We start from the raw sequence: 19141 nt of genomic DNA, 5'->3' as shown, positions 1-19141 counted from the left end.
GTGCATGAGTGCTAAAATCGCGCACTATAAAATTAACACCAATTTTAAGCATAACTTAAGGAGAAATCTAATGAAAATTCGTCCATTACATGATCGCGTGGTTGTAAAACGCTCAGAAGAAGAACGTACAACCGCATCTGGCATCGTAATTCCAGATTCTGCTACAGAAAAACCAGACCAAGGTGTTGTGATCGCTGTTGGTAACGGCAAGAAAGATGATAGCGGCAAAGCCATTGCACTGGACGTTAAAGTTGGCGACAAAGTGCTGTTCGGCAAATATGCGGGTCAAACCGTTAAAGTTGACGGCGAAGAAGTGTTAGTAATGCGTGAAGATGACATTATGGGCATCGTAGAATAATCTGGCGGAATGTAGCTGACAAGCTATGGTAGCGCGCTACTGCGTTGCTCGAAACCGTTTAAGCTCGACGTACTTTTGTACTGTCTTCGCTTAATACGTTTCTCGCGCCTTGTATCGCATCTACCTCGCCACACCAAACATTTAGATATTTAGAGTTTATTAGGAGAATTTAATTATGGCAGCTAAAGACGTAAGATTCGGTGATGAAGTCCGTCAAAAAATGACCAATGGCGTAAACATTCTCGCCAACGCAGTTAAGGTAACTTTAGGCCCTAAAGGCCGCAATGTAGTGTTAGAGCGCTCTTTCGGCGCACCTACCATCACCAAGGATGGCGTTTCAGTCGCTAAAGAAATCGAATTGAAAGACAAATTCGAAAACATGGGCGCACAGATGGTGAAAGAAGTGGCTTCAAAAACTTCAGACATCGCAGGTGACGGTACAACGACCGCTACTGTATTGGCACAGGCCATCATCCGCGAAGGCATGAAATCAGTGGCTGCCGGCATGAACCCGATGGATTTGAAACGCGGTATCGACAAAGCCGTTGCAGCCGCAATCGCTGACCTGAAGACACAGTCAAAACCATGTGCCACCAGCAAGGAAATCGCTCAGGTTGGTTCTATCTCAGCCAACTCTGACAGCTCTATCGGCCAGATCATTGCCGATGCAATGGACAAAGTGGGTAAAGAAGGCGTGATCACCGTTGAAGACGGTTCAGGCCTGGAAAGCGAACTGGACGTAGTTGAAGGCATGCAGTTCGACCGTGGCTACCTGTCACCATATTTCATCAACAACCAGGAACGTCAGATCGCTTTGATGGACAACCCGTTCGTGTTGCTGCATGACAAGAAAATCTCAAACATCCGCGACTTGCTGCCAACATTGGAACAAGTGGCTAAAGCTGGCCGCCCACTGCTGATCATTGCAGAAGAAGTGGATGGCGAAGCATTGGCAACCCTGGTAGTGAACAACATCCGCGGCATCCTGAAAACTGTTGCGGTTAAAGCGCCAGGCTTCGGTGACCGTCGCAAAGCCATGCTGGAAGATATCGCTATCCTGACTGGCGGTACCGTGATTGCTGAAGAAGTTGGCCTGAAACTTGAAAATGTTACATTGGACAACCTGGGCCAGGCAAAACGTATTGAAGTGGGTAAAGAAAACACCATCATCATCGACGGCCACGGCGCTGAAGACATCATTAAAGCACGCATCACGCAGATCAAAACCCAGATCGAAGAAGCAAGCAGCGACTACGACCGTGAAAAACTGCAGGAACGCGTGGCTAAATTGGCCGGCGGCGTTGCTGTGATCAAGGTTGGCGCGACTACTGAAATCGAAATGAAAGAGAAAAAAGCCCGCGTGGAAGATGCATTGCACGCGACACGCGCTGCGGTTGAAGAAGGTATCGTTGCCGGCGGCGGCGTTGCATTGATCCGTGCACGTAAAGCCATCGCGCAAGTTAAAGGCGACAACCATGACCAGGACGCTGGCGTGAAGATCGTATTGCGCGCGGTTGAAGAACCATTGCGTCAGATCGTAGCTAATGCAGGTGTTGAGCCTTCAGTAGTTGTGAACCAGGTTGAACAGGGTACTGGCAACTACGGTTACAACGCTGCTAACGAAACCTATGGTGACATGGTTGAAATGGGCGTGCTGGATCCAACTAAAGTAACCCGTTCAGCATTGCAGCACGCAGCTTCAGTTGCCGGCCTGATGCTGACTACTGACTGCATGGTTGCAGAACTGCCGAAAGATGACGCACCAGCAATGCCGGATATGGGTGGCATGGGCGGCATGGGCGGTATGATGTAATTTCAGCGTCGCTAAAGCGGTGATTGCTGCGTTGCTTATCCTTGTCGTACTCAATGTACTGCCTGCGGATTCGCGCCTTGCACTAACCGCTTTAACTTGCTGAAACGCACTAACCAGCACTGCAAAAAAACAAACCCGCTGCGGCGGGTTTTGTTTTATCTCGAATTTTGTTTTAACTAGCGTTCTCCATCATAATTACGGTTTGTGCTTTTCGCATCAGCCCTCAAACTACGAAAGAAAACAATGACAATTGCATTAGACACCTTAACCCAACGCTTAAGTTATATCGTGGGTGAAAACATGGCGCATCAGCTCAAGAATGATGCATTGGAACTTGATCCTGCCGCTGTCGCACTGGCAGTTAGCGATGTGATGGCGGGCAATCCATCACGCCTGACCGATGCGGAAAAAAGAAGCACGGTTGAACAAGTGCAGAAGGAAAGCCAGGAAAGACAAATGGCTGTTCACACCGAACAGTCTGCAAAAAACAAGGCCGAAGGTGCGGCTTACCTGGCTGAGAACAGCAAAAAAGAAGGTGTCATTACCACCGATAGCGGCCTGCAATATAAATCACTGGCAGCTGGCGATGGTGCAAAACCTAGCAAAAGTGACCGCGTAAAAGTCCATTACCGAGGCACCCTGATTGATGGTACGGTATTTGACAGCTCTTATGACCGCGGTGAGCCCATCGTTTTCCCGGTGACGGGCGTGATTGCGGGGTGGGTGGAAGGTTTGCAGTTAATGCAGGTAGGCAGTAAATTCGAGCTGACCATTCCATCGAATTTAGCCTACGGCGTGAACGGCAGCGGCCCTGTGATTGGTCCGGATGCAACGCTGATATTCGAAGTTGAATTATTGGCGATTGAGTAAGGGCCAACCAAAACGTCATTCCCGCGAAGGCGGGAATGACGTTTTAGTGGTAATCACGAATGATGGTTTATCGAGATAGCGCTAATATTCACGCAGCCTGGATACCAGCCTACGCTGGTATGACAAGGTGAATTGCCACCTTGTGGCAAGAGAAGGTGCCCTGGGGTGCGAATAAGCGGGATTGGCTAAATCATGGGATTAATCTAAATCATGGGATTAATTAAGATAAATAATCATAGCTTCAGAATTTGCCTAACCAAACCGGTATGAAGCCATCACGACCTCAAACACGGTATCGGTAAAAATACGCTGGCCTACATCTTCACCGGCAGCACCCGCCGCCGCCATCAACGGTATCAGGTGGTCTTCCCGCGGATGCACCAGCCGGGCATACGGCGCCTGCTCCCAATTGACCAGCGCCTGATTGCGCGACTGCGACTTCTTGCTGGAGATCGCTTCAAACAAATACTGCTCGAATTGCACAGATGGCTCCAGAGATGCCGGCCGGCCAAAACCGCGCATATTGTGGTAAGTCAGGCCACTGCCGACAATCAGCACGCCTTCATCACGCAGCGGCGCCAGCGCTTCTCCCAGCCTGATATGCTCCAGCGCATCATAGCTGGACTTCATGGATAGCAGCACAACAGGAATATCGGCCTCGGGATACATCAGCATCATCGGCACAAAAACGCCATGATCAAAACCGCGCTCCGGGTCTTCATCACTTTCCATACCTGCAAGTGCCAGCAAGTCCCGCACCCTTTTCGCAAGCTCAGGGCTGCCGGGAGCGGGGTACTGCACATGGTAGGTATGCTCGGGAAAGCCATAATAATCATATTCCATACGCGGATGTGCAGCGGTGGATACCGTAAACTGCGGCGCCTCCCAATGTCCGGTAATCACCAGAATCGCTTTGGGCTTGGCCGGCAATGCCGAGGGCAGCTTCGCTAATTCCGCTGCCGTAACGGCAAAACGCTGGCGCATATCTTCAATATAAGGCCAGGGGCCACCGCCATGGGAGATAAAAAAGGTGGGGAGTCTGCTATATTTCATCCACTCTAAATTACACCTAAATGTAATGACTTCAAACAGTTATGTAAAAAATTACAATTAAATTACAAAGTGTTTACAAATTTCACAATTTACGTTTATACTTACGCACGATTTGAGTTACGCACAATTCAAGACCTCGCAGATAGCGGGCAAAAAAAGACCCCGATTAAGGGGAAGAAATCGGGGCCGGAAACGCCTCATCGTCTAAGGCTTCCGCTCAGGGAGGAAAGAAGCGGAACGGTAATTCTCATTACCTGACATTACGACTAGCCGCCATCTGGTTTAGTTCTGCATTTTTACAATTTATTACAAAATTCCATTCACGATAGCATCGTCGCCACGGCAACACCAGCATACAGCGGCGGCAGCCTGAACTTTCACTGGCAGCTGGTTTTATCTGCTTGACCTGAAAACCACAGCAAAATCAGGCTTGGTGACTCATGTTAGAATGCAGCTTATGAATAGCCAAAACCCTCACCCCCAAAGCACAACCCAAGATCCGCTCCTGGCCGGACTCAACAACAAACAGCTTGAAGCCGTCACGCTCCCGCAGCAATCGGCCTTGATCCTGGCAGGCGCCGGCAGCGGCAAAACCCGTGTACTCACGGCACGTATCGCCTGGCTGATCCAGACCGGACAGGTTTCGCCGACAGGACTGCTGGCGGTAACTTTCACCAACAAAGCCGCCAAGGAAATGCTCACCCGCATTACAGCCTCGCTGCCCATCAACACCCGCGGCATGTGGGTAGGCACTTTCCACGGCTTGTGCAATCGCCTGCTGCGGGCGCATCACCGCGAAGCCGGACTGCCGGCAAGCTTCCAGATACTGGATATTGCAGATCAGTTGTCTGTCATCAAGCGCCTGATGAAACAGCTGAATGTGGATGATGAGAAATTCCCGCCCAAGCAGGTGCAGAATTTCATCAACGGCTGCAAAGATGAAGGCCTGCGTGCGCATGCAGTAGATGCCTATGACCCGCACACGCAGAAACTGCGCGAAATCTTTGAAGAATATGACAAACAATGCCAGCGCGATGGCGTTGCCGACTTTGCTGAACTGCTGCTGCGCTGCTACGAACTGCTGGAGCGCGATGCCAATGTCCGCCAGCATTACCAGAACCGTTTCAGGTATATACTGGTAGATGAGTTTCAGGATACCAACCGCCTGCAATACCTTTGGCTGAAACTGCTGGCAGGCAAAGACAACTGCATGTTCGCCGTGGGTGATGACGATCAGTCCATCTATGGTTTCCGCGGCGCGCGCGTAGGCAATATGCGTGATTTTGAAAGTGACTTCCACATCCAGCACGTAGTGAAACTGGAAGAGAACTACCGTTCACACAGCAACATCCTGAATGCTGCCAATGCGATCATCTCACACAACAAGAACCGCCTGGGCAAGAACCTGTGGACATCGGCCGGCGCCGGTGAGCCGATCCGCGTCTACCAGGCTTATAACGATAACGACGAAGCACAATTCATCGTCGATGAAATCAAGATGCTGCACGCAGAAGGCACCGAACTGGGCGACATCGCCCTGCTCTATCGCTCCAATGCACAATCACGCATCCTTGAGCATGCGTTTTTTTCAGCCAACCTGCCTTACCGCGTATACGGTGGCCTGCGCTTCTTCGAGCGGGCCGAAATCAAGCATGCACTGGCTTACATGCGCCTGATCGCCAATGCCAACGATGACACGGCACTGCTGCGCGTGATCAACTTCCCGGCACGCGGCATCGGTGCGCGCAGCCTGGAACAATTGCAGGAATCCGCCCGTGCCGGAAATTGCAGCCTGTGGCAGGCCGCTATCAATAAGGTTGGCAACGGTAAACCCGGCGCCAAAGGCATTGAAGGGTTTGTTGCGCTGATCCGGCACATGGTGGATGAAGCCTATGGCATCACGCTGGCAGAACTCACCGAGCTGGCAACCACGCTATCCGGGCTGAAAGCGCACTACCAGAACGAAAAAGAAGGTGAAGACCGCATTGCCAACCTGGAAGAGCTGGTGACTGCTGCCGTAGCTTTTACCAGGCAGGATTTCGGCAACCACAACAATGTGGATGGCGAAACCGAGCAGGACCTGCTGACGCAGTTCCTGAGCCATGCGAGTTTAGAAGCTGGCGAACACCAGGCCGATGTCGGCCGCGAAGCCCTGCAGCTGATGACGGTGCATGCATCCAAAGGTCTGGAATTCAAAGCCGTATTCATCAGCGGCATGGAAGAAGGTTTATTTCCGCATGAGCAAAGCACCTTTGAAGCCAATGGCCTCGAAGAAGAACGCCGCCTGATGTATGTAGCGGTGACGCGCGCCAGGCAGCGCCTGTACATCAGCCACGCGCAAAGCCGCATGCTGCATGGGCAGGTGCGCTACGGCATCCCGTCACGTTTTCTGGATGAAATTCCGGATGAACTGCTCAAGCACCTGAACAGCAAGCCGGTTGCAAAATCAGGCAGCAGCCGCGATTACAGCGAACTGCCTGCCATGATGAGCAAACAGCAGAGCAGCACCCAGAAAAATGCCATGCCGTGGAAAATCGGGCAACAGGTCGCACATAACAAGTTTGGTAACGGTGTTGTAGTGAGTTACGAAGGCAACGCTAACGACATGCGTGTACAGGTGAATTTCGGACGCGAAGGTTTGAAATGGCTGGCACTGGAATTTGCCAAACTGACACCGATTTGAGTTTTGGTTTATTTAGCCACAGATAAACACAGATTCACACAGATAGAAACTCTATACCTTCACTGTCAGTAATGAAGCAATCCTGATCGCCTTCGCGCTCAGCACTAGTCCCATTCAGCCACGCCGAGTAGCGCAGGCTTCATGGAGGTCGTCGGCAATCGACTGTTTGAATCCTTACAAGCCAGTATTATTGGCTTGTAAGGGTGAGTTTCGATTGCCGTCCATGAAGCTGAGCAACGCAGGGTTAAGTGGCTGAGGGTAGCCTTTTCTTTGGTTTCTTTCTTTTGGCTAAGCAAAAGAAAGAAACTCGCCAGTTGGGCGAAATCTACTCAGAACTTAATAATTTGAATTAAATATCAGGCGGTGCTGGAATGGTCGACTCAATCCCAAACACATCCGCATAACTGCTATACAAGCTGGTCATCATCATCGGCACAACCACGACCAGTCCCAGGCCGAACGGGATGATCGCGACAATCAGCAGCACCATGAAAATCAGGCCATACAGTAAAAATGGCAGCATGTTTTTCAGGCAGGCGGCAAAACTCAGTTTCATTGCCTCTATGGCGCTCAGATGATGCAAGCCTGCCAGCACCGGCGCAAACCAATATGCCATCAAGACCGGCATGATCAGCAGCAACGCGATCATGATAGGCATCAGCATGCCGTCTGCCTGCTCCGGGCTCAGGTCTTTGCCCTGCACCAGCAGCTCCGCCGTTTCCTTATCCAGCGCCAGCACGACAATCACCGCAACCAGCAGCAGGCTCACCATATAGATGCCGCCGATACTGATGAGCTGTGCGGTATTTTTCTTGAATCCCTCGAACAGGTGGTTGATTTCCAGATCCTGGTTCTTCACCAGCGCCTGGCAGCCCCACATCATGCCCGCCGCAAACACCGGCGCCAATAAAGTACTCACCACGGAGCCGATCACCGGCAGCATGGAAACCGGAATCATGATGGCCAGATAAAGCACCAGCAGAATAATCCACATGGCAGGGTTTGCTTTAAATAAGTGGAAGCCTTTCACAATCCAGACCCAGGCATTGCCGATCGGCACCTGCTTGATTATGAGCGCTTGAGTTTCCAGGTTTTCTGCCATGATATTTATCTTCCGTTACCAGCCGATTCTAACGCCAGGGTTAGCGCTGTTCGATTCGCAGTTTCAATATGTTTTTAAAATGATCAGGATCTTTTGCATGCGTTAATTCACCATCCTGCGGGTAAATCTTGTCATACAGGCGAGACAGCCAGAAACGCAGCGCCGCAATACGCAGCATGCTGTTCCATGCCGCCTGCTCCGCTCCGGTTAACGGCCGAACCGCCTGGTAGGCTTCCAGCATGGCATCCAGCCTTGCATTATCCAGTGCACCATCTGCCTGTACGCACCAGTCATTCACCGCAATCGCCAGGTCATAGGCAAAGAAATCATTGCAGGCATAATAAAAATCAATGAGGCCGCCGACTTTATCACCATCAAACAGCACATTATCGCGGAACAGGTCTGCATGGATAATGCCTCTGGGCAGCTCGGAAACATTCAGGGCTGATTGAAACTCCAGGGTATCCTTTAATAGCTGCTGGTCTTCTGCGGTAAGATGCGGCATGACCTGTCCGGCGGTTCTGATGCGCCAGTCGACATCGCGCGGATTGCGATGCGGCTTACCTGTGATATCTGACACATGCTCAACAAATGACTGGCCGGCAATATGCATTCTTGCCAGCACTGCGCCAACCTCTGCGCAATGCACAACTCCCGGCACCTTGATATCCTGTCCGTTCAGGCAACTGATAAGAACCGCAGGCTTGCCATTCAGCATATGCAGGCTGACACCGGCCTGACTGGCAATGGGCTGCGGGCAGGGCACTCCGTGAGTCGCAAGATGGCTCATCAGATCGATGAAATAAGGCAGCTCCTCCATGGAGTTATGCTCAAACAAGGTGAGCACATACTTACCCTGCGTGGTCGTGACGAAATAATTGGTATTGGTAATGCCTGATGAAATACCTTTCAGCTCAACGACTTCACCGATTGCGTAACCCTGAAGCCAAACCTGTAATTCTTGAATGCTAACTGAGGTAAAAACAGACATAAATGAAATATTTAAATGAGAATTTAAAGGGAAAACCAGCTGCTGTTAAATAATTAAAGAGGGCAATAACCCTCTTTAATTATTTAACAGCGATCCAGCGCATGATTCCTAGAATCTGAAGATCGTCCATTTTGGAATAGCCAAGGGCGGGTTAGGTCCGGAATTGGTCCAGCCACCATCCTGGTCTTCTTTATACAGGTAATAAGGCACGCCGTGTGAAGGGGTGATTTTCATCATATAAAGCTCGCCGTTCATACGATACTCTTCAACCGTTTCGCCATTGCCCTTTTTAACGATAGTGATTTCCGGCTCATCAGGATCAGCCTCCGTACTCAGCTTAGGTGGCGGTATTTCCTCAAGCGGCTGCAAATTCTTGGGCATTTCCGCACTCTGCGCAAACAAAGGCATCAGCATCAGCCCCAATAACAATGCACCTGCCACTTTATGATTTTTAAACATACGTTAAACACCTATTCTTAAGTGAGACTTTTTATTACAAAACATTCTATCAAAGATAATGCAATATAAGGCTTTTCTTTATAAATAAAGCTGAATGCGCTCTTCTTCCGGCGAGAGTTTAAAGCCCCGGGTTTCATAATGCTTGAATATCGCCGCCACGATCATTTCCGGTTCATCGATAATCTGGATCAGATCCAGGTCTTCCGGTGAAATCATGGCCTCATCAATCAATGTGGTCTTGATCCAGTCAACCAGGCCACGCCAGAATGGTTCACATACCAGGATAATCGGCATGTTCAATGTCTTGCCTGTCTGTACCAGCGTAATGCACTCCATGAGTTCATCCAGCGTGCCGAAGCCGCCTGGCAGCACCACATAGGCGCTGGCATTTTTCACGAACATGACTTTGCGCATGAAAAAATGCTTGAAGTTTTGGCTGATATCCTGATACGGATTGCTGTTCTGTTCATGCGGCAATTCAATATTCAGGCCAACGCTAGGCGAATAACCGGCAAAAGCGCCTTTATTGGCCGCTTCCATAATACCTGGGCCGCCACCGGATATGACGCTGAAGCCTGCATCGGACAGCATGCGGGCGATTTTCTCGGTAAGTTCGTAATAAGGGGTGCCGGGCTTGATTCGCGCCCCGCCAAAAATGGACACCGCCGGCGTGATCTCCTTTAAGCGCTCGGTTGCGCTTACAAACTCGGCCATAATTTCAAAGGCTTGCCATGATGCATGGCCGCTTTTCTGAACATCCCTCACCCGAGATGCCCTGCTTGCCGGAATTTTTTTATCGACTGACATAATAAATCACCTTCATAGGATTCAGTAAACACTGTTGAATGGCGACGCCCTTTTCGGGTACTCCCATCACGCCCGCTCAATTAATCAGCGCTTCCTTAACAAAATCTCCATCTATAAACGCCCAGATGTTTTATTATGTTAGCAATTAAAAAACTGTTAGCAACTACAAATTGCAACTATTTGCAGAAACCCGGCCAGGCCTGAATGCAAGCCTGCCAGCCCCTGCTCGAAGAACCTGGATCTTTACATGAAAACATTGTTACTGGTGGATGGCTCATCCTATCTTTACCGCGCCTTTCACGCCATGCCTGATTTACGTAATCACCTGAATGAACCTACCGGTGCGATTCAGGGAGTGCTTAACATGCTGCGCCGCCTGCACAAGGATTACCCGGCGGACTACAGCGCGTGCATCTTTGATGCCAAAGGCAAAACCTTCCGCGATGATATTTACCCGGAATACAAAGCAAACCGCGCGTCCATGCCTGATGACCTGCGCAGCCAGGTAGCGCCTTTGCACGAAGCCATCAAAGCCATGGGCTGGCCGCTGATTATCGAAGAAGGCGTAGAAGCCGACGATGTGATCGGGGCGCTGGCAAAGCAGGCAGAACGCGAAGGCATGCGTGTCATCATCTCTACCGGCGATAAGGATATTGCGCAACTGGTGAACGAGCACATCACCATCGTCAACACCATGCCCAATGCCTTCAGGAAAGGGGATGAAAAACTTGATGTCGCCGGCGTGGAAGAAAAATTCGGCATCCCGCCCAGCCTGATCGTGGATTACCTGATCCTGATCGGCGACACTTCAGACAACGTGCCGGGCGTAGAGAAAGTAGGCCCCAAAACCGCTGTAAAATGGCTCAAGCAATACGGCTCGCTCGATAACATCATCGCCAATGCCGACCAGATTACCGGCGTTGTCGGCGAGAACCTGCGCAAAGCGCTGCCTTGGCTGCCTACCGCACGCGAACTGATCACGATACGCTGTGATGTCGGCATTCAGGAAAACCTGGGCGACCTGGCGCCGCAATTGCCGGACAAAGCCAGACTGGCAGAACTGTTTGACCATTTTGACTTCAAATCCTGGAAACGCGAACTGGAAAACATGCCGGATGGCAGGCCAAGTACTGCTGCAGAACCCAGGCAGCCACAGACTGCGGATATGTTCAGCAGCGCCGAACCGGCGGCCGCGACTCAAGCTGACACTCAGGCCTACATTGCCAACCGTTCCCGCCATTACGAAACGATCCTGAGCCAGGAGCAGCTGGATAGCTGGCTGGAAAGAATCGCCTCGGCAGAACTGGTTTGCTTTGATACCGAAACCACCTCCCTTGACCCGATGCAGGCAAAACTCGTAGGCATGTCGTTTAGCACCGCTGCCGGCAGTGCCGCCTACCTGCCGCTGACGCATGATTATTTCGATGCGCCGCAGCAGCTCGATTTCAATGCGACACTCAGCAAGGTCAAGCCATTTCTGGAAAACCCGGCGATCAAAAAAGTCGGCCAGAACCTGAAATACGACCAGCATGTACTGGCAAACCATGGCATCCGGCTGAATGGCATTGCGCACGACACGCTGCTGCAATCCTATGTGTTTGAATCGCACAGATCGCATGGCATGGATGCCTTGAGTGAGCGCCATTTAGGCATCAAGACCATCAGTTTTGAAGAAGTGGCCGGCAAAGGTGCAAAACAGGTAGGCTTTAACCAGGTAACCGTTGAAGCTGCTGCAGAATACGCGGCAGAAGATGCAGACATTACACTGCAACTGCATGAGGTCATGTATCCGCAGATTGCCAATGATGAAAAACTAAATTACATCTACAGCCAGATCGAGATGCCGGTATCCGATATTTTATTCACGATCGAACGTAACGGCGTGCTGATTGATGCCAACATGCTCAACGCGCAAAGTAATGAAATCGGCATGAAACTGGTCGCGCTGGAGAATCAGGCCTATGAACTGGCAGGCCAGCCATTCAACCTGGGGTCGCCCAAACAGTTGCAGGAGATTCTGTTCGGCAAGCTCGGGATCAAACCGCTCAAGAAAACCCCCAGCGGCACCCCGTCTACCGATGAAGACGTGCTGCAGGAACTGGCGCTCGATCACCCGCTGCCAAAAGTGCTGCTGGAGTATCGCGGCCTTGCCAAGCTGAAGTCGACCTATACCGACAAATTGCCGCGCATGATCAACCCGGCCACCGGTCGCGTGCACACCAGTTACAATCAGGCCGTTGCGATTACCGGGCGCCTTGCCAGTTCCGACCCTAACCTGCAGAACATTCCGGTGCGCTCGGCTGAAGGCCGCCGTATCCGCGAAGCATTCATTGCCCCGCAAGGCAGCGTGATTGTCTCTGCCGACTATTCACAGATCGAGCTGCGCATCATGGCGCATCTGTCGCAGGATCAAGGTATGCTGGATGCATTTGCCAATAATGAAGACATTCACCGCGCCACCGCAGCCGAAATCTTCGGCGTTGACCGTGAGAGCGTGGACAACGAACAGCGCCGCTACGCCAAGGTCATCAACTTCGGCTTGATTTACGGCATGAGCGCGTTCGGCCTGGCGCAGAACCTCAACATCGAACGCAGCGCGGCACAAAGCTATATTGAACGCTACTTTGCGCGCTATCCCGGTGTGCGCGAATATATGCAGAACACACGCGAAATCGCCAAGCAGAAAGGTTATGTTGAAACCTATTTCGGCCGCCGGTTATGGGTGCCGGAAATCAATAGCGCAAATGGCATGAGAAGAGCCGGCGCCGAGCGCGCCGCCATCAATGCCCCGATGCAGGGCACCGCGGCAGACCTGATCAAACTTGCGATGATTGCAGTAGACAAATGGCTTAAAGACGAAAAACTGCAAACCAAACTCATCATGCAGGTACACGACGAACTGGTGCTGGAAGTGCCTGCGAACGAGCTGGACCTGGTAAAACGCAAGCTGCCGGAACTCATGCAGCATGTAGCCAGACTGGATGTACCGCTGCTGGCGGAAGTGGGTGTGGGCAGCAACTGGGAAAGCGCGCATTAGTCATGCGCCCTAATTCGACTGATTTTTTGTTAAACTAGCACTTATGAAAAAATCACAAGTAATTCAATTGCTTGTCGAACACAAACCCATACTGGCCGAACGCTACGGCATTACCCGGCTGGCACTGTTTGGCTCGACCGCGCGCGACTCTGCAACCGGCAGCAGCGATGTAGATATTTTAGTAGGATTTGATGGCATCGCTACCTCTCAGCGTTATTTTGGTGTGCAGTTCTACCTTGAAGACTTGCTGAACAATCCTGTAGACCTGGTGACCGAAAAAGCATTACGTCAGGAGTTGCGCCCACATATTGAACGCGAGGCAATCAATGTCTGAAATGAACGCTAGAGAATGGCGTTTTTATGTCACCGACATGATCAAATTTTCCGAAAATGTGATCAGTTACACTTCGGGATTTGACCAGGAGCGATTCGAAAATAGCGGGATTACTTACGATGCTACGATTCGTAACCTGGAGTTAATCGGCGAAGCCGCCACGCATATTCCACAGAGCATCCGTGAAGAATATCCTGCCATCATGTGGCGCATGATGATTGCCACGCGCAACCAGCTTATTCACGGTTACCTTGGCATCGATAACGACACACTCTGGAACATCATTCAGGTAGATATTCCGGAACTGCTCATTCAATTACAAAAAATCAGGTAAGTTAACTCAATGCAGGAATTCGGCATCTATATCATCGGCGACGAAATCCTGTCCGGCAAGCGGCAGGATGCGCATCTCAGTTTCGTGATCCAGGCGCTGAAGTCACGTGGCTTGCAACTCGCATGGGCGCATTACCTGGGCGACATTCCTGAACAGATCACAAACCTGCTGCGAGCCAGCATGCAGCATGGTGATATCGTATTCAGCTTTGGCGGCATCGGCGCGACGCCGGATGACTTTACACGCCAGTGCGCGGCAGATGCGGCCGGGTTGCCGATCGCGCGTCACCCAGGCGCTGTGGCTGAAATTGAAGCGCAATACGGTGAAAGCGCATACCCAAAACGGGTACTGATGGCAGATTTTCCGCTAGGCGCGGAGCTGATTCCCAATCCTGTGAACCGTGTGGCGGGATTTTCAATCAACCGGCATTACTTCGTACCCGGCTTTCCACAAATGGCTCACCCTATGATCGAATGGGTGCTGGATACGCACTATCCGCATTTGTTTCACCGGCAGGACTACACCGAGGTTTCCATTCTGGTCATGGATGCCGGCGAGAGCCAGCTGATTGATCTGATGCGCCATATCGTTGCCAAATACCCGGATCTGAAACTGTTCAGCCTGCCCAAACTGGATAATCGCCGCACCACGGAAATCGGCGTAAAAGGCGCTACGCAACTGGCAGAAACCGCCCTGGATGAAATCAAGCATGCTGTGACTGCGCTCAATTTCCCATGGGCGGAGCTGTAAACCAAAATGGAATGTAGAGACTTTTGCGGTGCATGCTGCACCGCCCCCTCCATCAACAGCCCGATTCCCGGCATGCCCAATGGCAAGCCTGCCGGGGTGCGCTGCGTTCAGCTTGATGACAGCAACCGCTGCATGATCTTTGGCAAGCCGGAAAGACCCGCATTCTGCGCCGGCCTGCAACCCAGCCAGGAAATGTGCGGCGAAACGCGCGAACAAGCCATCCACTGGCTTGCCAACCTAGAGCGGCTCACCATGCCGGCTCTCTCCCAGCAGTAGCACCGCAGTGAAACTGATGGCAGCGGCAATCGAAACGTAAGCGCCCACCCATGCCAGACCACCCGCAGTGACCAGCAGTTGCGAAATATAGGGCGCAAACGATGCGCCCAGAATCCCTCCAAGCTGGTAAGCCAGGCCGGCACCGGTATAGCGCACTGCAACCGGAAACTGTTCCGGCAAATACGCGCCCATGGGCGCAAAGGTCGCCCCCATCAGAAATAGCGCTAAAGAAAGCAGCACCGTCACCTGCAGCGTGGAACCGCTGGCCAGCAGCGGGCTAAGCGCAAACCCGGCAAGCACGGCAAATGCCCCGCTCACCAGCAGCACCGGGCGGCGGCCAAAACGGTCACTCAGTATCGCGGAGATCGGCGTCGCAATCGTCATGAACAGGATCGCAACACATAACATGCCTAAAAAATCCGCACGTGCGATGCCAAGCTGGGTCGTACCGTAATTCAGGCAGAAAACCGTTGCGGTATAAAACAGGTTGTAACACACCACCATCGCCAGCGCCCCCAGCAGCACGGGACGCAAATGTGTCTGCAGCAAAGGCTTGATTGGCACCGCATGGGTCTTATTCTCGGCCAAAGCTGTCGAAAAAGCCGGCGTTTCCGCCAGCTTGAAACGTACGTACAGCCCCACACCTACCAGCAAGGCACTGGCGATAAAAGGCAGGCGCCAGCCCCAGGCTTTGAACTGGGCATCGGTCAGCCACAGTGACAAAGCCAGGTAGCTTAAAGTGGCCAGCAGAAAACCGACCGACGGCCCAAGCTGCGGAAACATGCCAAACCAGGCGCGCCTGCCTTCCGGCGCATGCTCGGTTGCCAGCAGCGCTGCACCGCCCCATTCGCCGCCTAGCCCCAGGCCCTGGCCGAAACGCAGCACGCACAGAATAACGGGTGCCCAGATACCCAGCACCTCATAACCCGGCAGCAGCCCGATCAGCAAGGTAGAAATCCCCATCAGCAGCAGCGAAGCCGCCAGCGTGGCCTTGCGCCCGACTTTATCGCCAAAATGCCCGAACACGATAGCGCCGACCGGCCTGGCAATAAAAGCAATGCCGAACGTCAGAAAAGCGTTCAGCGACTGGGTCGCCGGATCACTGGCCGGAAAAAACACCTGGCCTATCACCAGGGCGGCGGCCATAGCATAGATATAAAAATCATAAAATTCGATGGCCGTGCCAATAAAGCTGGCAAACGCGATATGGCGGGTAGAAGCTTTGTGCATATTGAACCGATTCAGTCACTGACGATTCCGGATTGTATGCCTAAATAATGAATTTTTTGGTTTTCTCGAAATGCAATTGCGTATAAAATAGGCAGCTTTCGCGTTTGAGAAATTCAGCTAGTGCAAATCGGTAACCACATCTTAAAAAACAATCTGGTAGTCGCTCCCATGGCGGGCGTGACGGACAGGCCTTTCCGCCAGCTTTGCAAAAAAATGGGCGCGGGCTTGGCCGTGTCCGAAATGGTTACCTCGAACTCATTGCTTTATGGCAGCGAAAAAACAAAACGCCGCGCCAACCATGAAGGTGAAGTCGACCCGATTTCCGTGCAGATTGCCGGTGCAGACCCGAAAATGATGGCGGAAGCCGCAAAACATAATGTCGATAACGGCGCACAGATTATCGACATCAACATGGGCTGCCCTGCTAAAAAAATCTGTAACGTAATGGCCGGCTCCGCATTGCTCAAAGATGAGCCGCTGGTCGCGCAGATTTTAAAAGCGGTGGTCAGCGCCGTAGATGTGCCGGTAACGCTTAAAATCCGTACCGGCTGGGACAAAAACAACCGCAATGCGATCGCGATTGCCAGAATGGCTGAAGACCTTGGCATACAAGCGCTCGCCATGCATGGCCGTACCCGCGCCTGTGCTTACATGGGTGACGCCGAATACGACACGATTGCCGCCGTCAAGCAGGAAATCCGTATTCCGCTGATTGCCAACGGTGACATTACGACACCGGAAAAAGCCAGATTCGTACTGGACTACACCGGCGCTGATGCCGTCATGATCGGTCGCGCCGCGCAAGGCCGCCCCTGGATATTCCGCGAAGTTGAGCATTACCTGGCTACAGGTACGCATTTACTGGCGCCGACGGTTGATGAAATCCATTCCGTGCTGCTTGAGCATCTGCACGACCTGTATGATTTCTATGGCGACCTGACCGGCATGCGCATGGCGCGCAAGCACATCTCCTGGTATACCAAGGGGCTGGCCGGATCTGCGAACTTCCGCCATACCATGAACACTTTGCAAAGCATAGAGTTGCAATTACAGGCCATTAACGACTTTTTTACCGAGCTTAAGGCTAAAAATGACCGTTTGGTATATATCGATAACAACGATGCAGAAGGCGCCGGCAACGCGTCTGAAGCTCTAGCCGCCTGAGTCCAAACTATGTCAGCAGATTGCAAATTAAGCCAAGCCGTCAGGGAATCACTGGATGACTATTTCACCCACCTGGATGGGGAGCCGCCGCATGCCGTGTATGACATGGTGCTGGGCTGCGTAGAAAAACCGCTGCTGCAATACATCATGCATAAAGTAGGCGGTAACCAAAGCAAGGCTGCAGACATTCTGGACATCAACCGCAACACCCTGCGCAAAAAGCTTCAGCAATACAATATTGATTAATCAACCTTTCACAATTATTTCTTTCTTTTAGAGTTTTCACATGGCAACTATAAAACGTGCGCTGATCAGCGTTTCTGATAAAACCGGCATTATTGATTTTGCTAAAAGCCTGAGCGCACTTGGCGTTGAGCTGTTATCTACCGGCGGTACCGCCAAGTTATTCCGTGATAACAACATCCCGGTCATTGAAGTCAGCGACTACACCGGTTTTCCTGAAATGCTGGATGGCCGCGTGAAAACGCTGCACCCGAAAGTCCATGGCGGCATCCTGGGTCGCCGCGACCTGCCGGAACACGTTGCAGCCATGCAGGCACAAGGCATCCCAAATATCGATATGGTGATCGTCAACCTGTACCCATTTGAAGCTACGGTTGCCAACCCGGACTGCACACTGGAAGACGCGATCGAGAATATCGACATCGGCGGGCCGGCCATGGTGCGCTCTGCCGCCAAGAACTGGAAAGATGTTGCCGTGCTGACAGATGCCAGCCAGTATGCAGACGTGCTGCGCGAGATGCAAAGCACAGGCGGCGCAACTTCACAAGCGACCAGGTTCGCGCTGTCGGTAGCCGCATTCAACCGTATCAGCAACTACGATGGCGCGATCAGCGATTACCTGTCGAGCTTCAATAACGACGGCACCCGCAACCCATACCCGGCACAGGTAAATGGCCGCTTTGTGAAACTGCAGGATTTACGCTATGGCGAGAACCCGCACCAGAGCGCCGCCTTCTACCGTGATCTGGACCCTGCACCAGGCTCACTGGTAACGGCACAGCAACTGCAAGGCAAAGAACTCAGCTATAACAACATCGCCGATGCCGACGCGGCATGGGAAGCCGTAAAAAGCTTTGATTCAACGGCCTGCGTGATCGTTAAACACGCAAACCCATGCGGTGTGGCGGTAGGCAAGGATGCGCTGGAAGCCTACAGCAAAGCGTTCCAGACCGACCCGACTTCAGCGTTCGGCGGCATTATCGCTTTCAACACCATCATGGACAAAGCTGCAGCTGAAGCTGTCAGCAAACAGTTTGTAGAAGTATTGATTGCGCCGGAATATACAGAAGAAGCATTGGCGATTTTCAGTGCAAAAGCGAATGTACGTGTACTTAAAATCGCCTTGCCGCAAGGCGGCAGCACCCCTTGGCAGCAAGGCCGCAATGCACAGGACATCAAGCGCGTAGGCTCAGGCATCCTGATCCAGACCGCAGACAACCACGAGATCACCGTAGCTGACCTGAAAGTGGTCACCAAAAAACAACCGACACCGCAGCAGCTGGAAGACATGCTGTTTGCATGGCGCGTGGCTAAATATGTGAAATCGAATGCGATCGTTTTCTGCGGCAATGGCATGACCTTAGGCGTAGGCGCCGGCCAGATGAGCCGCGTGGACAGCACCCGCATTGCAGCGATCAAGGCACAGAACGCAGGGCTGGCGCTGACAAACTCAGTGGTGGCTTCCGACGCATTTTTCCCGTTCCGTGATGGCATCGACGTACTGGCAGAAGCCGGCGCCGCCTGTGTGATCCATCCAGGCGGCAGCATGCGCGATGAAGAAGTCATTGCAGCAGCCGATGAACATGGTTTGGTAATGGTGCTGACCGGTATCCGCCACTTCAGGCACTAGCCGTAAT

General features: G+C 52.2%; 18 protein-coding genes. 12 read left to right on the top strand and 6 right to left on the bottom strand.

What is annotated here, in order from left to right:
- Positions 1–70 precede the first annotated feature (70 nt).
- From GQ51_RS10405 to GQ51_RS10395, 3 genes are all read left to right on the top strand, one after another.
- Positions 71–358 (top strand): co-chaperone GroES, encoded by a 288-nt coding sequence (locus GQ51_RS10405; RefSeq protein ID WP_047552673.1) that lies wholly within the window; start codon positions 71–73, stop codon positions 356–358.
- Between the two features lie 175 nt (positions 359–533).
- Positions 534–2171, top strand: coding sequence for a chaperonin GroEL (gene groL / locus GQ51_RS10400; RefSeq protein ID WP_047552671.1), 1638 nt, complete (start codon positions 534–536; stop codon positions 2169–2171).
- Between the two features lie 243 nt (positions 2172–2414).
- Complete coding sequence (locus GQ51_RS10395; RefSeq protein ID WP_047552667.1) at positions 2415–3041, top strand: FKBP-type peptidyl-prolyl cis-trans isomerase; 627 nt, start codon at positions 2415–2417, stop codon at positions 3039–3041.
- A gap of 252 nt (positions 3042–3293) precedes the next feature.
- On the opposite strand, the gene GQ51_RS10390 is transcribed toward GQ51_RS10395, so the two are convergent.
- Positions 3294–4094 carry a DODA-type extradiol aromatic ring-opening family dioxygenase gene (locus GQ51_RS10390; protein ID WP_047552664.1) on the bottom strand — a complete coding sequence of 267 codons (801 nt, stop codon included), beginning with the start codon at positions 4092–4094 and terminating at the stop codon, positions 3294–3296.
- A gap of 457 nt (positions 4095–4551) precedes the next feature.
- Between GQ51_RS10390 and GQ51_RS10385 the strand changes: the two genes are divergently transcribed.
- Positions 4552–6777: a UvrD-helicase domain-containing protein gene (locus tag GQ51_RS10385; RefSeq protein WP_047554115.1), complete on the top strand. Its 2226-nt coding sequence runs from the start codon at positions 4552–4554 to the stop codon at positions 6775–6777.
- 349 nt (positions 6778–7126) lie between these two features.
- Here the strand turns inward: GQ51_RS10385 and GQ51_RS10380 are convergent, their stop codons facing one another.
- From GQ51_RS10380 to GQ51_RS10365, 4 genes are all read right to left on the bottom strand, one after another.
- Positions 7127–7879, bottom strand: coding sequence for a BPSS1780 family membrane protein (locus GQ51_RS10380; RefSeq protein WP_047552661.1), 753 nt, complete (start codon positions 7877–7879; stop codon positions 7127–7129).
- 40 nt (positions 7880–7919) lie between these two features.
- On the bottom strand, positions 7920–8870 hold the full coding sequence (gene thrB, locus GQ51_RS10375) for a homoserine kinase (protein WP_047552657.1): 951 nt from the start codon (positions 8868–8870) through the stop codon (positions 7920–7922).
- Positions 8871–8978: 108 nt separating this feature from the next.
- Complete coding sequence (locus GQ51_RS10370) at positions 8979–9329, bottom strand: DUF2782 domain-containing protein (protein WP_047552653.1); 351 nt, start codon at positions 9327–9329, stop codon at positions 8979–8981.
- Between the two features lie 78 nt (positions 9330–9407).
- Complete coding sequence (locus tag GQ51_RS10365; RefSeq protein ID WP_047552650.1) at positions 9408–10136, bottom strand: TIGR00730 family Rossman fold protein; 729 nt, start codon at positions 10134–10136, stop codon at positions 9408–9410.
- A 247-nt stretch (positions 10137–10383) separates the two neighbouring features.
- Between GQ51_RS10365 and polA the strand changes: the two genes are divergently transcribed.
- Genes polA through GQ51_RS12355 form a run of 5 tightly spaced genes read left to right on the top strand, consistent with a single transcriptional unit; the run spans position 10384 to position 14867 of the window.
- Positions 10384–13173 carry a DNA polymerase I gene (polA, locus tag GQ51_RS10360; RefSeq protein ID WP_047552647.1) on the top strand — a complete coding sequence of 930 codons (2790 nt, stop codon included), beginning with the start codon at positions 10384–10386 and terminating at the stop codon, positions 13171–13173.
- Between the two features lie 43 nt (positions 13174–13216).
- Entirely contained in the window at positions 13217–13507 is a 291-nt protein-coding gene (locus tag GQ51_RS10355) for a nucleotidyltransferase family protein (protein ID WP_047552644.1), read from the top strand.
- The gene (locus GQ51_RS12490; protein WP_047552641.1) at positions 13500–13841 is read left to right on the top strand and encodes a HepT-like ribonuclease domain-containing protein; all 342 of its coding nucleotides are present in this window, start codon (positions 13500–13502) and stop codon (positions 13839–13841) included. Before GQ51_RS10355 ends, GQ51_RS12490 begins: the two co-directional genes overlap by 8 nt.
- A 9-nt stretch (positions 13842–13850) precedes the next feature.
- Positions 13851–14591: a competence/damage-inducible protein A gene (locus tag GQ51_RS10345; RefSeq protein WP_047552639.1), complete on the top strand. Its 741-nt coding sequence runs from the start codon at positions 13851–13853 to the stop codon at positions 14589–14591.
- A 6-nt stretch (positions 14592–14597) separates the two neighbouring features.
- Entirely contained in the window at positions 14598–14867 is a 270-nt protein-coding gene (locus GQ51_RS12355) for a YkgJ family cysteine cluster protein (protein ID WP_081987137.1), read from the top strand.
- On the opposite strand, the gene GQ51_RS10340 is transcribed toward GQ51_RS12355, so the two are convergent.
- The gene (locus tag GQ51_RS10340) at positions 14829–16097 is read right to left on the bottom strand and encodes an MFS transporter (protein ID WP_047552636.1); all 1269 of its coding nucleotides are present in this window, start codon (positions 16095–16097) and stop codon (positions 14829–14831) included. The genes GQ51_RS12355 and GQ51_RS10340 overlap by 39 nt on opposite strands.
- Before the next feature lie 120 nt (positions 16098–16217).
- Here GQ51_RS10340 and dusB point away from each other — a divergent pair, with 120 nt between their 5' ends.
- Genes dusB through purH form a run of 3 tightly spaced genes read left to right on the top strand, consistent with a single transcriptional unit; the run spans position 16218 to position 19134 of the window.
- A complete protein-coding gene (gene dusB, locus GQ51_RS10335; RefSeq protein WP_047552633.1) occupies positions 16218–17261 on the top strand; it encodes a tRNA dihydrouridine synthase DusB in 1044 nt (347 codons plus the stop codon).
- 9 nt (positions 17262–17270) lie between these two features.
- Positions 17271–17507: a helix-turn-helix domain-containing protein gene (locus GQ51_RS10330; protein WP_047552630.1), complete on the top strand. Its 237-nt coding sequence runs from the start codon at positions 17271–17273 to the stop codon at positions 17505–17507.
- A 40-nt stretch (positions 17508–17547) separates the two neighbouring features.
- A complete protein-coding gene (purH, locus tag GQ51_RS10325) occupies positions 17548–19134 on the top strand; it encodes a bifunctional phosphoribosylaminoimidazolecarboxamide formyltransferase/IMP cyclohydrolase (protein ID WP_047552627.1) in 1587 nt (528 codons plus the stop codon).
- Positions 19135–19141 lie beyond the last annotated feature (7 nt).

Source organism: Methylotenera sp. G11, assembly GCF_000799735.1.
Classification (GTDB): domain Bacteria; phylum Pseudomonadota; class Gammaproteobacteria; order Burkholderiales; family Methylophilaceae; genus Methylotenera.
Note: the sequence above shows the minus strand (reverse complement) of the source record. Positions and strands in the feature narration are given on the sequence as shown.

What these genes read in the sequence shown, in the direction of transcription:
- GQ51_RS10405 (WP_047552673.1), top strand. Translation starts at nt 71, where the DNA reads ATGAAAATTCGTCCATTACATGATCGCGTGGTTGTAAAACGCTCAGAA.
- groL (WP_047552671.1), top strand. Translation starts at nt 534, where the DNA reads ATGGCAGCTAAAGACGTAAGATTCGGTGATGAAGTCCGTCAAAAAATG.
- GQ51_RS10395 (WP_047552667.1), top strand. Translation starts at nt 2,415, where the DNA reads ATGACAATTGCATTAGACACCTTAACCCAACGCTTAAGTTATATCGTG.
- GQ51_RS10390 (WP_047552664.1), bottom strand. Translation starts at nt 4,094, where the DNA reads ATGAAATATAGCAGACTCCCCACCTTTTTTATCTCCCATGGCGGTGGC.
- GQ51_RS10385 (WP_047554115.1), top strand. Translation starts at nt 4,552, where the DNA reads ATGAATAGCCAAAACCCTCACCCCCAAAGCACAACCCAAGATCCGCTC.
- GQ51_RS10380 (WP_047552661.1), bottom strand. Translation starts at nt 7,879, where the DNA reads ATGGCAGAAAACCTGGAAACTCAAGCGCTCATAATCAAGCAGGTGCCG.
- thrB (WP_047552657.1), bottom strand. Translation starts at nt 8,870, where the DNA reads ATGTCTGTTTTTACCTCAGTTAGCATTCAAGAATTACAGGTTTGGCTT.
- GQ51_RS10370 (WP_047552653.1), bottom strand. Translation starts at nt 9,329, where the DNA reads ATGTTTAAAAATCATAAAGTGGCAGGTGCATTGTTATTGGGGCTGATG.
- GQ51_RS10365 (WP_047552650.1), bottom strand. Translation starts at nt 10,136, where the DNA reads ATGTCAGTCGATAAAAAAATTCCGGCAAGCAGGGCATCTCGGGTGAGG.
- polA (WP_047552647.1), top strand. Translation starts at nt 10,384, where the DNA reads ATGAAAACATTGTTACTGGTGGATGGCTCATCCTATCTTTACCGCGCC.
- GQ51_RS10355 (WP_047552644.1), top strand. Translation starts at nt 13,217, where the DNA reads ATGAAAAAATCACAAGTAATTCAATTGCTTGTCGAACACAAACCCATA.
- GQ51_RS12490 (WP_047552641.1), top strand. Translation starts at nt 13,500, where the DNA reads ATGTCTGAAATGAACGCTAGAGAATGGCGTTTTTATGTCACCGACATG.
- GQ51_RS10345 (WP_047552639.1), top strand. Translation starts at nt 13,851, where the DNA reads ATGCAGGAATTCGGCATCTATATCATCGGCGACGAAATCCTGTCCGGC.
- GQ51_RS12355 (WP_081987137.1), top strand. Translation starts at nt 14,598, where the DNA reads ATGGAATGTAGAGACTTTTGCGGTGCATGCTGCACCGCCCCCTCCATC.
- GQ51_RS10340 (WP_047552636.1), bottom strand. Translation starts at nt 16,097, where the DNA reads ATGCACAAAGCTTCTACCCGCCATATCGCGTTTGCCAGCTTTATTGGC.
- GQ51_RS10330 (WP_047552630.1), top strand. Translation starts at nt 17,271, where the DNA reads ATGTCAGCAGATTGCAAATTAAGCCAAGCCGTCAGGGAATCACTGGAT.
- purH (WP_047552627.1), top strand. Translation starts at nt 17,548, where the DNA reads ATGGCAACTATAAAACGTGCGCTGATCAGCGTTTCTGATAAAACCGGC.